This is a genomic window from Micromonospora sp. CPCC 205739, from assembly GCF_036906795.1.
GTDB lineage: Bacteria > Actinomycetota > Actinomycetes > Mycobacteriales > Micromonosporaceae > Micromonospora.
The window spans coordinates 38,692-52,085 of record NZ_JBAKHS010000012.1 but is presented as its reverse complement, the minus strand read 5'-3'; the positions used below and the strand labels follow the sequence as shown (position 1 = coordinate 52,085).

The 13,394-nt window shown below is 74.9% G+C and carries 8 protein-coding genes, 1 tRNA gene and 1 pseudogene; 6 read left to right on the top strand and 4 right to left on the bottom strand.

The window, feature by feature from the left end; all coding sequences use genetic code 11:
* Positions 1 to 751: 751 nt before the first annotated feature.
* The 3 genes from V6U88_RS19000 to V6U88_RS18990 form a co-directional block, all read right to left on the bottom strand.
* The gene (locus V6U88_RS19000) at positions 752 to 1,768 is read right to left on the bottom strand and encodes a tyrosine-type recombinase/integrase (RefSeq protein ID WP_334454786.1); all 1,017 of its coding nucleotides are present in this window, start codon (positions 1,766 to 1,768) and stop codon (positions 752 to 754) included.
* Positions 1,765 to 2,241 (bottom strand): hypothetical protein, encoded by a 477-nt coding sequence (locus tag V6U88_RS18995; protein ID WP_334454784.1) that lies wholly within the window; start codon positions 2,239 to 2,241, stop codon positions 1,765 to 1,767. Before V6U88_RS18995 ends, V6U88_RS19000 begins: the two co-directional genes overlap by 4 nt.
* Positions 2,242 to 2,358: 117 nt before the next feature.
* A tRNA-Leu gene (locus V6U88_RS18990) sits at positions 2,359 to 2,442 on the bottom strand.
* Positions 2,443 to 2,542: 100 nt separating this feature from the next.
* Here V6U88_RS18990 and V6U88_RS18985 point away from each other — a divergent pair.
* Positions 2,543 to 2,896 (top strand): annotated as a pseudogene (locus V6U88_RS18985) (tetratricopeptide repeat protein); the annotation flags it as partial.
* Between the two features lie 1,376 nt (positions 2,897 to 4,272).
* Here V6U88_RS18985 and V6U88_RS18980 read toward each other — a convergent pair.
* Positions 4,273 to 4,752: a hypothetical protein gene (locus V6U88_RS18980; protein ID WP_334455013.1), complete on the bottom strand. Its 480-nt coding sequence runs from the start codon at positions 4,750 to 4,752 to the stop codon at positions 4,273 to 4,275.
* A gap of 253 nt (positions 4,753 to 5,005) precedes the next feature.
* Here V6U88_RS18980 and V6U88_RS30290 point away from each other — a divergent pair, with 253 nt between their 5' ends.
* The 5 genes from V6U88_RS30290 to V6U88_RS18955 all read left to right on the top strand — a co-directional run bounded on the left by V6U88_RS30290 (position 5,006) and on the right by V6U88_RS18955 (position 13,275).
* Positions 5,006 to 5,893: a hypothetical protein gene (locus V6U88_RS30290; RefSeq protein ID WP_442934659.1), complete on the top strand. Its 888-nt coding sequence runs from the start codon at positions 5,006 to 5,008 to the stop codon at positions 5,891 to 5,893.
* 216 nt (positions 5,894 to 6,109) lie between these two features.
* Positions 6,110 to 8,671: a fibronectin type III domain-containing protein gene (locus tag V6U88_RS18970; protein WP_334455003.1), complete on the top strand. Its 2,562-nt coding sequence runs from the start codon at positions 6,110 to 6,112 to the stop codon at positions 8,669 to 8,671.
* 34 nt (positions 8,672 to 8,705) lie between these two features.
* Positions 8,706 to 9,704: an AAA family ATPase gene (locus V6U88_RS18965; protein ID WP_334454783.1), complete on the top strand. Its 999-nt coding sequence runs from the start codon at positions 8,706 to 8,708 to the stop codon at positions 9,702 to 9,704.
* Positions 9,705 to 9,718: 14 nt separating this feature from the next.
* Positions 9,719 to 10,867 carry a DUF58 domain-containing protein gene (locus V6U88_RS18960; protein ID WP_334454781.1) on the top strand — a complete coding sequence of 383 codons (1,149 nt, stop codon included), beginning with the start codon at positions 9,719 to 9,721 and terminating at the stop codon, positions 10,865 to 10,867.
* Positions 10,843 to 13,275 carry a transglutaminaseTgpA domain-containing protein gene (locus V6U88_RS18955; protein WP_442934657.1) on the top strand — a complete coding sequence of 811 codons (2,433 nt, stop codon included), beginning with the start codon at positions 10,843 to 10,845 and terminating at the stop codon, positions 13,273 to 13,275. The genes V6U88_RS18960 and V6U88_RS18955 overlap by 25 nt, the downstream gene beginning before the upstream one ends.
* The last annotated feature ends 119 nt before the right edge of the window (positions 13,276 to 13,394 follow it).

Genomic DNA, 13,394 nt, shown 5'->3' with positions numbered 1-13,394 from the left:
CGGATGTCGGCTTCGGCTCGCTCGACGGGTCACGGCAGTGGCTGCCAAGCCGAACCATCCTGCAGCACGTCCCAGCAACGCGCTGCCGACTTTCAGCCGTCGAAGTCAGGTCAGTATGGCCTGTTTCCCAGGTCACCAACCTGCCCGGCCTGCACCAGCGCTCACCTAGCGCTGGATAAGCATGGTGAAGCCCGGGGCGTCACCAGCGAGCCGAGCAGCGGCAGTCTCGCCGCTCCGAATGATGACAGCGACAGGCGGAGAAATCCCCGTGATCGCTTCGGTGTTCACGGTGGCGGGGCCGATCAACTCCGCTGGTTCCGGCGTGCGCTAGTCCAGATGTATATCCAGGGCGGTCCCCGGCCGGCGACCGGTTCCAAGTAGTACACGCCGTCGACGTCGGTGTCGAGCAGTTCGCCACCGTATTCGATTCACAACCAGGTTTGATCGATCACCTCGGGCGGCACGCCTTCCTCGTCGAGCGGCACAAGCAAACCCCGGCCGTCGATCGGCCCGCCCATGCACGGGATGTCCGCCTTCGCCCCCACAACTCGATGGTCGGTGGCTGGCTGGTCAGGCGTCCCCCAATTCAGGATCTGGGCGCTGGCCGCGTCGCGGGGGGCCGGCGAAGTGAATGTGCAGTCCGCGCCAGCCGTACGTATCACGCCGCTGGGATGTGTTCGGCCCTGGCAGCCGCAGCGCTTGCCACCGAGTGGGGTCCCAACCTCACGGTCAGGACCCCCTCGAACCGATATCACGCGAGCGGATGCGGCTCACTAGTGAGTGCGGCCAGCGCGGCTGCTACCTCGTGGATGGTTGCCCGTACGTAGGTCGCGGTGGTGCCGGCATCACCACCACTACCCGTGTGGCCGGCGTAGGCGCGAGCGATGGCGTAGCCGAAGTTCCGCTCGACCCACGTCAACGTGGTGTGGCGTAACCAGTGGGTGCTTATTTGCTGCGCGTGCACCCATGGCAGGTGTTCACCGATACGAACCCAGAGGTGGTCGTACCGCCGGTAGGTGATCGGCTGGCCGCTGCGGTACCGGAACAACGGCCCCGTCTCGGTCGCGTGCCGCTGCTCGGCATGGCGCCGCAGGTACCGCATGAGTGTGGGCGACACCGGCTGCCAGCGCACCGTCTCACCCTTCTCCCGCAGCAGGATCAGACACTGGTCCGGGTCCAAGTCGACCGGGCGCAAGGCCAGCGCCCCACCCCGGCGGCACGCCGTCTCGGTGTGCAGCCGCAGCAGCAGACTGTCTAAGGCTGGATCATCACCCGTGGACGCTGCCACCTCGCTGATCTCCGCCAAACGGGTATCCGCCAACGCTCGCCGGGTGCTCGGCAACCGCCGCGGCTTCGCCACCTTCAACGCCGGGTTCTCTGCCTCCAACAGGAACCCGTCGGCGACCGCCCGCCGGTACAGGCACCGCAACGACGCGATCAGATGCTCCGCCGCGCTACGCCCACCCCGCGCGTTACGGCGGGCCACCACATGCGACTTGACGTACTCCGCCAGCCGTTCGATCTCCGATGGTGTCGGCTCATCGATACGTCGCTGGCCCCACTGCTTGACCACGCGCTTCCAGTACGACCCGTACGCCCGCCGGGTCCCAGCACTCACCGCAGCGGCAACCACCGGCACATACTCCGCGAACGTCGGAGCCGGCGGACGGTCCGACGTCGCCGCCACCAGATCCGCTGGCGAGATGCCCATCCGCGACAGCAACAACCGAGCGGCCTCCAGCTCGGCCTTGCCCGCCACGCCGCTCACGACTCACCACCCGCGAACGCCTCGTCCTGCACCCGCGCGACCACCGCGTCGAGCGAGGCCGGCGGGTGAAGCACGAGACGTCTGGCCTTCGGATCGGCCGCCAGCAGCACCCGATCGCCGGCCGTCAGCCCGCACCACTGGCGGACCACTGCGGGCAACCGCACATGGCCCTCTTTCGTCACTCGGAACACCCCGCGCGGGTCAGGGTCGACGATGATCAGGCCGCCGCTTTCCCTGATGCCCAGCCTGAGGCCAGGAGCCCAGCCGAGAGCGGTCATCACCGCCCGATCAGCGACGCGGCCATGCACATCAAGAGTCGCCAGCCCATACACCATGCTGCTGTCACGAGTAGGAGCCAGTCGCGCCAGCGGCAGAGGCGGTCGCTTCATCGCGGCACGCGAGTCGCCGCGGATCTTGAGCCCGCCTGACGGAACCACCGCCGGGATCACCGAATCGATCGGCCGGTCTGTCATGACCCACCTCGCCCAACGACGAGGCTGCCACCAAGGGTGGTAACAGAGAGTGAAAACAGGTGGTCAAGCATGCTTGACCACCTGTACGTCCAACGTCGCACGGATGCTACGCGGGAGTGTCCGAGGGGGGACTTGAACCCCCACGCCCTATACGGGCACTAGCACCTCAAGCTAGCGCGTCTGCCATTCCGCCACCCGGACCTGCTCGTCCAGCCTACCCTGTCGGCGTCGGTGGTCTTCCCACCGGTCAGCCGCCCTGGTGGGCCGCACGGGGCATTACTGTACACGGCCGAGTTGGATCATGCACATCGCCGCCCGGCCGACTCGGCGACGCCGCGAATGCCCAGGTCAGCGGGGGTGGCCCGGGCAGCACGGGGACGGGGCCTGTCGGGCGGGTAGCGTCCGGGCACCGTCTACCGGCAGCATTGCTCACGTGTCGCAGCCCTCTCCCCTCGTCGCGGTCCAGCAGCGGGCGCTCGCCCTCCGTTCCGCGGGTGACCTCCCCGCCGCCCGGCGGCTGCTGGCCGACACGATCGCCTCGGCCCGGCCCACGTACGGCGAGGACCACCCGGAGGTGCTGGGCACCTCCCATCTGCTGGCGCGGATGCACCGCGAGGCTGACGACCCGGCCGCCGCCCGTCGGGTGCTGGAGGAGGCGTACGCGGCGGGCGAGCGCCGCTGGAGCGGCGCCGAGCCGCTGATGCTGGCCATCTCGTTCGACCTGGCGTCGGTGGCCGAGGAACTGGGCAACCGGCACGAAGCGCGCCGAAACTACACCCGGGTGGTCACCGCTGGGCCCGCCGTGCTCGGCGAACACCACCCCGCGGTACAAGCGGCCCGGCAGTACCTGGGCGGCGGGGTACCGCCCACCACGGCGACGCCGCCCCCGCCCGTCGCCCAGCCCCATCAGGTACCGACGCCCGGTCCGGTCCTGCCGCCCGCGCCGGTCCCGCCCCGACACCCGGCGCCGCCCGCCGTCCGGCACCCCGGTCCGAACAGCCCGTGGGCGCCCAGCCCGGCGTTGTCCGCGCCCACGATCGCGGTGCCGCAGCAGGGGGCGACCGCGCCACGGCCGCCCCAGCCCACGCCGCCGGCGACCCCGCAGCGCAGCGTGCCGCCGGCGCCCCCGGTTCCGCCCCTGCCCCGGCAGGCGTCCGCGCCGCCGCAGGCGCCGGCCCCACGGGCGACGCCGTCGGTGCAGGCATCAACCGCGCCGCCGGCACCGGTCGCGCCCTCGCAGCAGGGACCCGCGCCGCACCGCCAGGTGTCCGTGCCACCGGCGCCCCAGGTGCCGGCCCCCCGGTCGGCCCCGCCCGCGCCGCACCCGCCCACCCGGCCGGCCCCGCATCCATCCGTGGTGCCCGCGCCGCCCGTGGTGCCGGCTCCACCCGTGGTGTCAGCCCCACCCGTGGTGTCCGCTCCACCGGCGGTTTCCGCGCCTCCCGCGCCTCCCCTACCCCGATCCGGGCCACCCGCGCAGGTCGGCCCCGTCACCCCGGTCACGTCGCCGTGGGCGCCCCCGCACCTACAGGCACCCGCCGTGCCTCCGGCCGCGCCACACCAGGCCCCCGCCCCGCCGACTGAACGTCCCGGCCCCGCCACGCCTGACCAGCCGCCGGCGCCCGGGCCTGCCCCGGCGACGCCGCCGACTCCCGCGCCGACCCGGGCGGCGGTGCCGACGCCCCCGGTCGCCCCGCCGACGCAACCGTCGAACCGCCCGGTCACCGCCGCTCCGGTGGTGCCCCCGCCCCAGGCGCCGAGCCGGACTCCGACGCCCCCTGGCTTCGCCGACACCGCGCCGACGCCGTTGGCGTCGCCATCGGATCACCGGCCGGCCACCGGTACGCCGGGTCCGGTAAAAGCCGGCGGCGGCGAGCCGCAGGCGCAGCCACCCGTCCCGTCAACCCCGCCCTCCGCCGAACCGGTGGCCGCAGCGTCACCGCAGCCGGCGGTCCCTCAGACGCGCGGCTGGGACCGGCCGACCATCCAGGTCCAGCAGATCGGTCCGCTGCTGCGCGAGGAGGCGGATCGTCAGGCGGCGCCCCAAGCCGCCCGATCGACGGACGTTCCGGTCAACGCGCCGGTCGCCCCAGCCATGGGCAGCTCACCGCCGGTCAGCGCGCGCCCGGTCGCCGCTACCCCGGTCAGCGCGCCACCGCACGACGGGGCACAGCAGCCCGTCAGCGCACCACCCGCGACCGCCCGGCCGGCCGCCGCACCGCCGGTCGTCAGCGCGCCGCCGGCCACCACGCACCCCGTCAGCGCTCCCCCGGCCCCGGTGCGCCCGGTCAACGCCGCCCCCACCCCACCGATCAGCGCGCCACCCGCACCTTCCGTCAGCGCGCCGCCCGCACGGCCCGTCAGCGCCCAGCCCGCACGGCCGGTCAGCGCCGCCCCCACCCCGCCGATCAGCGCACCACCCGCACCTCTGATCAGCGCGCCGCCCGCGCACCCGGTCGCCGCCACGCCCACCCCACCGGTCAGCGCGCCACCCACGCGTCCCGTAAGCACGCCGCCTGCACGACCTGTAAGCGCCACGCCCGCACAGCCGGTCAGCGTGCCACCAGCCCCTCTCATCAGCGCGCCGCCGGTCCCGGCGCCCACACCGGCGTACCCGGTCAGCGCCCCGCCGCCGCACCGTCCGGCGGCCCCGCCGACCCAACCGGTGAGCACGCCGCCGGCCACCCCAGCTCACCCGGTGAGCGCCCCGCCGACCCCGCGCCCTCCGAGGATCCCACCGACCCACCCGGTCAGCGCACCACCCGTGGTCAGCACCCCGCCGGCACCCGCCTACCCGGTCAGCACCCCGCCGGCACCCCAGCACCCGGTCAGCACGCCACCGGCACCGCACCACCCCGTGAGCACCCCGCCGGCACCGCACCACCCGGTCAGCGCCGCGCCGGTGAGTACCCCGCCGGTCAGCACCCCGCCGTGGAGCCTCACCGCGCCGCCGTGGAGCAGCATCGCGCCGCCGCAGCCGCTGACCACCTCCCCGGTCGACGACGAGCCGGCCGAGGACGGGGACGACACCACCCCCGCCGACACCGGCGGCCCGACGGAGGTCGCCGACGGGCCGCTGGTTGCGTACGACGTGCCGGAGCGGACGGCCGAGCGAATGGCCGACGCCCCGGTCGAGCAGCCGCCGCAGGAGATGACGTACCCGCCGGTGTACCAGCCGCCGCCGGCGTACCCGGTGGAAATGCCGCCGGAGCGGCGCGGGCGCGGTCGCGTGGTGCTGGCCGTCGTGGCGGGCGTCGCGGTGCTGGGCGTCGCGGGCCTGGTCGGCGCGGTGGCGCTGGACCGCGACGAGCCCGGCCCCCGACCGGCGCCGACCGGGGGCACGCCGGGGGCGGCGAAGGCGACCGGCGCCCCGCCGGGCGATCTGAAGCTGCGCGACGACGCCACGTCGGTCACGATCACCTGGTCCGACCCGGCGGGAGGCGGCGTGCCGTTCATGGTCGCCGGGGGGCGTGCGGGGAAGGCGCTCGGGGTGATGGCCACGGTCGACCCGGGACGGACGACCTATACGGTGAACGGGCTCAGCGCCGAGGTGGACTACTGCTTCACGGTGCTGGCGGTGTACTCCACGGACGCCTTCGCCACGTCGGGACAGGTCTGCACCGACCGGGAACGGCGGACGCCGACCGGCTGACGACCGTCCACGTCGCACACGCTCAGTGTCCACAGGGGGACCCAGCGGGTTTCCTGGGGTCGGCCCGGCCCATATGATGTCCCACGGCTCAGGGGAGGGTCGCCGGGCACGGCGCGCCACCTGGACAGTCAGACGGGGAGGCAGCCGGACGTGGCCACCATCGACGACGTCGCGAGCACCGTGACCGACACCGCCGCACCACCGCGCCGCTCCCGGATGCGCGGTGGTCTGGTCACCATCGGCCTGGTGGGCGCGCTGCTGGCGGCGATGGGGCTGACGGTGCTCGGGCTGGGCGCCGCCGACAACGCGGTGGCCAACTACGACGCCAGCAGCTGGTTGTGGAGCGCGGCGCGCAGCGAGATGGCCCGGGTCAACGGCGTCACCGCGCGGGTCGACACCCGGATGGAGATCCCCGGCGCCCGGCGGCACCCCATGCAGGTCACCCAGACCGACCGGCTGCTGATCCTGCGCGACCTGAACACCGGCCAGGTCAGTTCGCTCGACCTGGCCACCCTGCAGATCACCGCGACCACCCGGACCACTCCCGGCCTCGGGGTCAACGTCGCGCTGCACGAGGACGCCGCGTTCGTCGTCGACGCCGTGCAGGGCGTCGTCCGGCAGCTCGACCCGCGCTCGCTCGCCCCGGTGGGCGAGCCGGTGCGCTACCCGCCGGGCATCACCGGTGGCGCGTTCGACGGCAAGGGCCGGCTCTGGATCGCCATCCCCAGCGAGGGCACCGTCTCGGCGGTGACGGCGGCGGAGCTGCCCTCCGCCCCGGCCGCCGGCGGCATCGTCAGCCCGGAGCGGGTCGAGACGTACACGGTGGCCGAACCGAGCCACGAGCTGGTGGTGTCCACCCTGGACGACGGGGTGGCGGTGCTGGACCGCACCTCGGCGTCGCTGGTCACCGTCCGCGCCGGCGAGACCGCGCGCACTCCGCTGACCATGTCGTCCGCGGGCACGCTGCCGGCCCGGACCAGCGGCCCGGCCGTGCCGGTGACGGTGGGTGGCGAGCGGCGGGTGCACGTCGTCGCCGACGGCGGCGAGGTGCGGCAGTTCACCGTCCCGGGCAGCGGTGACCGGCTCAACGCGGCGGTGGCCTGGGCGGGCCGGTTCTACTGCGCCGACGAGGCCACCGGGACGGTCTACGCGTTCGACAGCGCCGGGAAGCTCGTCGACACCATCCGGGGCAAGGGGATGACCGGCCCGCTGGAGCTCGACGTGCGGGAGAACCACCTGTTCATCAACGCGCCCGACTCGTCGACGGCCCGGGTGGTCGACGACCAGCACCGGGTGCGCGAGGTCAACAAGTACGCCAACGACGTCCTCGGCGGCGACCCGCCGCCGGTCCCCCCGCCGCCGCCCCCGCCGAAGAAGCCGAAGGTCAGCAAGCCGAGCGCGCCGCGCAGCGTCACCGCGTCGGCCGGCAACGCGCGGGCCCGGGTGAGCTGGAAGCCGGCGGCCGCGAACGGCGCCGAGATCACCCGGTACGTGGTGACGGGTGGCGGCCAGGAGCACCAGGTGGGCGCCAACCAGCGGGCGGTGGAGATCACCGGCCTGACCAATGGCGAGACGTACACCTTCTCGGTGCACGCGGTGAACGCCAAGGGCGAGGGCCCGGCGCGCCGGAGCAACCCGGTCACCCCGACCGCGGCGGTGCCGGACCCGCCGGCCGCCGTGACCGCCGAGGCCCGGCCCGACGGCACGGTGCTGGTGAAGTGGCCGGCCGCCAACGGGCAGGGCAACACCATCGCGAAGTACGCGGTCACCGCCACCTCGGCCGGCACCAATGCCCCGGCCGGCGAGTCGAAGAAGACCGAGCTGGTGGTGCCGGCCGGTGAGCTGGAGTACGGCACCCAGTACGCCTTCACCGTGGTGGCCGTCAACGACAAGGGCGCCGGCTCGGCGGCCTCGCCGGTGAGCAACACGGTGGTGCCGTTCGCCCCGCCAGGGCAGCCGGTGGAGCTGCGGGCGACCACGGTCGCCGACCAGCCGGGCACCATCACGGTGCAGTGGTCGCCGGCGCTGGACAACGGCCGGCCGGTGACCAAGTACCTGGTCGACGTCGGAGGCCGGGTCCGCGAGGTGACCGACACGCAGACCACGGTGGACGGGCTGGGCGACGGGCAGAGCGTGACGGTGAAGGTGAAGGCGGTCAACGAGGCCGGTCCCGGCCCGGAGGCCACCACCACCGCGCGGACGGTCGCCCCGCCCCGGGTCACGGTGACCGGGTCGTCGGCGACCGCCACCGCGGCGACCGTCACCTTCACGGTCGACGCGGGCGGCGGGCGGGCCACCTGCACGTTGAGCACCGCCGGCGAGCCGGCGAAGGCCGGTCCCTGTTCCAGCATCACGATGCCCGGCCTCAAGCCGGGGACGGCATACACGTTCACGGTCACGGCGAGCAACGCGGCCGGCAAGGGCACCGCGACCCGCACCCAGACCACCGACCCGCTGTACGGCGTCGCCACCTGCAACAACGGCCCGTCCGGCGACCAGCGCACCTACTGCAACAAGGAGGTCGACGGCCGCAACGGCAACGAGATCTTCTCGGTCACCCGGCAGGACAACGACAAGCAGGTCGGCTGGGCCAAGCCGGGCACCCGGCTCAAGGCGTACTGCAAGAAGTCGGGCGAGAACGTCGACTCCTGGATCTACAACAACCAGAAGCAGAGCACCTGGTGGGTGCAGGTCGAATACTCCGGGCGCAACTACATCCCCTGGGCCTGGCTCAATCTCGAGGGCGGCGACGACATCGACGTCCTGCCCACCTGCTGACGCCGCGCCACCCCAGTCGAGGAGCACCACCACCGTGAACAGCCCCCAGGAACCGCTCACCCAGCCGGAGGTGCAGGGCTTCGCCGCCCTCGCCGCCCGGCTGGCGGAGAACGTCAACGCGGTCGTGCTGGGCAAGCCGCAGGTGGTACGACTGGCGCTCACCGCGCTCTTCGCGCAGGGGCACGTGCTGCTGGAGGACGTGCCCGGGGTCGGCAAGACCACGCTGGCCCGGGCGATCGCCTCGACGGTCAAGGGTGAATGGCGCCGCATCCAGTTCACCCCGGACCTGCTCCCCTCCGACGTCTCCGGGGTGACCATCTTCAACCAGGCCACCCGGGGCTTCGAGTTCCACCCGGGCCCGGTCTTCGCCAACATCGTCATCGCCGACGAGATCAACCGGGCCTCGCCGAAGACCCAGTCGGCGTTGCTGGAGGTGATGGAGGAGCGCACCGTCACCGTGGACGGCGTCCGGCACCCGGTGCCGCAGCCGTTCCTGGTGGTGGCCACCCAGAACCCGGTCGAGATGGACGGCACCTACCGGCTGCCGGAGGCGCAGCTGGACCGCTTCCTGGTCAAGCTGTCGGTGGGCTACCCCGACGAGGCCGTCGAGGTGGAGGTGCTGCGCGGGGCGACGGTCCGCTCCCCCGACTCGCTCAGCGCGGTCACCGACACGGCCACCGTCGGGGAGATGGTCCGGATGGCCCGCCGGGTGCACATCGCCGAGCCGCTCTACGCGTACGCGGTCCGGCTGGCCGCCGCGACCCGCGCCCACCCGCAGGTACGGGTCGGGGTCAGCCCGCGGGGCGTGATCGCGTTGACCCGGGCGGCGTGCGCGTACGCGCTGATCGACGGCCGGGGCTGGATCATGCCGGAGGACCTGAAGACGCTCGCCGAGCCGGTCTTCGCGCACCGGCTGCTGCTCACCCCCGACGCGCAGGTGCGCGGGGTGACCGCCGCCGAGGTGTTGCGCCAGGCGATCGCGTCGGTGCCGGTGCCGCTGCCGTCGGGCCAGCCGGCCCCGGCGCACGGCTGAGCCGGCCGTACCCGATGGGGATCACGGCCCGGGGCATCGGGCTGCTCGTCGCCGCCGTGCTGCTGCTCGGCGCCGGCTTCCGCTTCGCGTACCCGGAGTTGGCGCTGCTCGGCGCGGCGGCCGCGGTGGCGGTCGGCTACGCGGTGGCGGTCGCGGCCTGGCGGCCCCGGCTGGAGGTCACCCGCAGCGCCGACCCGGACCGGGTGGCCCGGGGCGAGCCGGCCCACATGACGGTGACGGTCCGCAACACCGGCCGGCTGCGGGCGGCGAACCTGCTGGCCGAGGACCGGTGCGGCGCGGCGACCGTGGCCGTGCCGGTGCTGCGGCTGCGTCCCGGGCGGGACACCACGGTCCGATACGAGGTGCCGACCCGACGCCGAGGCGTGGTGCCGGTCGGGCCGCTGCGGGTGATCCGGCGTGACCCGCTCGGGCTGGTGGCGCTCTCCCGCGCGTACGGTGCGACGGTGCCGGTCTGGGTGCACCCGCGGATCCATGCGCTGACCGCGGTGCCGACCGGCGCGGGGCGCAGCCTGGACGGCCGGTCGGACAGCGTGCCGCACGGCTCGATCACCTTCGACTCGCTGCGCGAGTACGTGGTCGGCGATGAGCTGCGCCGGGTGCACTGGCGTACCAGCGCCCGGGTCGGTGAGCTGATGGTGCGGGAGAACGTGGACACCAGCCTGCCCCGGATCGTGGTGCTGCTGGACAACCGCGCCGTCGCCCACCCGCAGCGGACCGACGGGGTGGCGGAGTCCTTCGAGTCCGCCTGCGAGGCAGCGGCCTCGGTGGTGACGGCGGCGGTCCGGGAGGACCTGCCGGTGGCGCTGGTGCTGGTGGCGCCCGGCGAGGACCGGGCCGGCGAGCCACCGCTGGACCGGCTGGCCGCGGTGGAGTTGACCGAGGGCGACGCCGAAACGTTGCGCACCTCGGCGAGCCGGCTGCGCCAGGACCGGGCCGGCGACACCCTGGTCTTCCTCACCGGGCCGGGCGGCCGGAGCGACCTGGGGCAGATCGGCGCGCTGCGCGGCGCGTATCCGTCGGTGGTGGTGGCGGTCTTCGGCGGGGACGGGCCGACGCCGGCCGCGGCGGCGGGCCTGGTGGTGCTGGACGTGGCCGACGGCGCCGGGTTCGCCGCCGAGTGGGACGGGGTCCGCCGGTGGTGACCACGCAGGCGCGCCCGGCCGCATCCGGCCCGGCGGCGCCGCCGGATGACGGGCGCGGTGCGGCGGTACGGCGGGTGCTGCGCGCGGTGCCGGTACCGGTCGCGCTGATCGTGCTGACCGCGCTGGCCGGGGTGGTGCTCGGCCGGGTGTACGCGGGTGACCTGCTGACCCGGCTGATGTTCGGCGCGGCACTCGGCTCGGTGCTGGTCAGCGTGGCCGCCCGGCGGCTGCCCTCCTGGCTGGTGGCGCCGGTGTCGGTGGCGGCGATGGCCGGCTGGACGGCGTTCGCGCTGCACCTGGCCGCCCGGCACGCCGACCTGCCGGGTGGGTTCGGGCCGATCGTCGCCGACGCGGCGCGCAACGGCATCCCCCGGCTGCTCACCGCGATGATCCCGGTCGAGCCGGCGCCGGACACCGTGCTGGTGCCCCTGGTGGCGGCCTGGCTGGCCGGGCTGACCGGGGCGGAGGTGGCGCTGCGCGCCGGCCGGACCCTGCTCGGCTTCCTGCCGCCGACGCTGCTCTACGCCGGCGCCCTCTACGTGGTGGGGCCGAACGCGGACCCGGCGACCTGGCCGTCGGTGGCCTTCGCCGGCGCGGTCGCGCTGGGACTGGCCGCGTCCGGCCGGCCGGGCGCGCCCGGGGCCGCCGACCCGACCCTGGCCCCGTCGGTCCGGGCGGCCGTGCGGGCCCGGCTGGTGGCGGGCACCGCGCTCGGCCTGGCGGTGGTGGTGGGGCTGGCCGCCCTGCTCGGGCCGCTGCTCGCCGCCCGGGTCGACGACCGGCCGGTGGACCCGCGCCGCTACGTGGAGCCGCCACGGGTGGAGTCGCTGGACGAGAACCCGCTGATCCGGATCTCCGGCTGGGCGCTCAACCCCCAGCAGCAGCTGCTGGACGTGACGACGCAGGCGCCGGCCGGAACGGAGAGCCAGATCCGGCTGGCGGTGCTCAGCGACTACGACGGGGTGACCTGGCGGGTCGGGGCGACCTATCGCAACGCCGGGCGGATCCTGCCCGCCACGGTGCCCGGCGCCGGACCGGTGGAGACCGTCCGGCAGGAGATCACCGTGGCCGGCCTGACCGGGCGGCTGCTGCCGGCGGTGGCCACCCCGCGCGAGGTCAGCGGGGCGCGGGTGGCGTACGACCCGGCGACCGGGACGCTGATCCGCCCGGAGGGGCTGAGCCCGGGGCTGCGGTACACGGTCACCTCGGCGCGGGAGCGGCCGGACGCGAACCTGCTCGCCACCGCCGACGTGCCGGCCGGCGCGGAGGTGGCGCGGGTGCTGCGGGTCGCCGACGGTACGCCGGAGCCGCTGCGCAGGCTCGCCACCCAGCTCGCCGAGGAGAACGGCGCCCCGTACGCGCGGGCCGCCGCCATCGAGCAGTTCCTCGCCGAGCACTACCGGATGGTGGCGGACGCGCCGAGCGGGCACGCGTACCCGAATTTGAACTTCTTCCTCTTCGGACCGCGCGGCGGCGGCGGGCAGCGCGGCACGTCGGAGCAGTTCGCGGCGGCGTTCGCGGTGCTGGGCCGGCTGACCGGCCTGCCGACCCGGGTGGTGGTGGGCTTCGAGTCGCGGGGCGACGGACCGGTCCGGGCCGCCGACGCGTTCGCCTGGCCGGAGGTGCTCTTCTCCGGCGTCGGCTGGGTGCCCTTCGACCCGCTGCCCCGGCCGGACACCGAGCCCCGCCCGGTGGAGGAGGACTTCCGGCCGACGCCGGACGACCCGCCCCCGTCGGAGGTGCCCGAGCCGACCCTGGAGCCGACCGCCAGCCCGCCGGCGGTGGCCGGACCGGACCGGTCCACCGCCGACCGCGGCGTACCGACGCCGGTGCTGGTCGCCGGGGCGGTCGCTGGCCTGCTGCTGCTGGTCGGGGCGGCGCTGACCACGCTGGCCGCCATGCGCCGGGCGCAGTCCCGGGCGCGACGGGACCGGGGCGACCCCGGCGAGCGGATCGCCGGCGCCTGGCGGGAGGTCACCGACGCGCTGCGGCTGGCGGGCCGGCCGGTCGGCGACGACCTGGCCGCCACCGAGGTGGCCCGGCACGCCCGGCAGACGCTGGCCGACGCCCGCGCCACGACGACCGCCGACCCGACCGCTCGCCCGACCACCGACCGGACCGCTCGCCCGACCGGCGCAACCGACCACGGCGGGGACCCCGGGTCCGGCCCGGCCGGCGTCGCCCCGGCTGTCGCCGTCGCACCGGCCATCGTGGACGGACCCGACGTGGACGAGTTGGCCGTGCTGCTCAACCAGGTCGCCTTCGCGCCCGGCAGCGCCACCCCGGCGCACGCCGATCGGGCCGCGGCGCTCGCCGAGCAGTACGTGGCGGCCCTGCGCGCCGCCCGCCCCCGCTGGCGCCGCCTACTCTGGTCGGTCCACCCCGGCCCCCTCCGCTGGCGCCCCTGACCCACCCCGCCCAGCGCGTCCGTGCACGGTGATCAAGAGGTTTGCGTCAGAAAGACGGCCGGCCGAGACGCAAACTCCTTGATCACCGAGCAAGCCGGCAGGGGCGGGCGGGCGGGCGG

What these genes read in the sequence shown, in the direction of transcription:
- V6U88_RS18995 (WP_334454784.1), bottom strand. Translation starts at nt 2,241, where the DNA reads ATGACAGACCGGCCGATCGATTCGGTGATCCCGGCGGTGGTTCCGTCA.
- V6U88_RS18970 (WP_334455003.1), top strand. Translation starts at nt 6,110, where the DNA reads ATGCGCGGTGGTCTGGTCACCATCGGCCTGGTGGGCGCGCTGCTGGCG.
- V6U88_RS18960 (WP_334454781.1), top strand. Translation starts at nt 9,719, where the DNA reads ATGGGGATCACGGCCCGGGGCATCGGGCTGCTCGTCGCCGCCGTGCTG.